Below are 361 nucleotides of genomic sequence, written 5' to 3' on the forward strand. Positions count from 1 at the left end.
CGAAGGTGGGACTGGCGATTGGGACGAAGTCGTAACAAGGTAGCCGTACCGGAAGGTGCGGCTGGATCACCTCCTTTCTAAGGAGCACAACACATCCCAACCACGGTTGGGAGTGGGCCTGGTTTAACAACCGCATGTGTTGTTGCCGGGCTTGCTCAAGGAATTGTGGAGCTACTGGTTTATGTGCACTCGTGGTGGTCACTGCCGCCGGCTAGTACTGCGAAGCTTGCTTCGCGTGGAACGTCTGCTTGCGGGACCGGGCGGGTTCATGTTCTTGGCACACTGTTGGGTCCTGAGGCAACACGCCTTGGGGCTTCTGCCCTGGGAACGCGTTTGTTTCTGGTGTGGTGTTTGAGAACTG

General features: G+C 57.3%; 1 rRNA gene. It reads left to right on the forward strand.

What is annotated here, in order from left to right:
- Positions 1-77: ribosomal RNA gene (locus OO60_RS44305) — 16S ribosomal RNA — on the forward strand; the annotation flags it as partial.
- Positions 78-361: the final 284 nt, after the last annotated feature.

Origin of the sequence: Amycolatopsis vancoresmycina, from assembly GCF_000716785.1 — a bacterium.
Classification (GTDB): Bacteria; Actinomycetota; Actinomycetes; order Mycobacteriales; family Pseudonocardiaceae; genus Amycolatopsis; species Amycolatopsis vancoresmycina.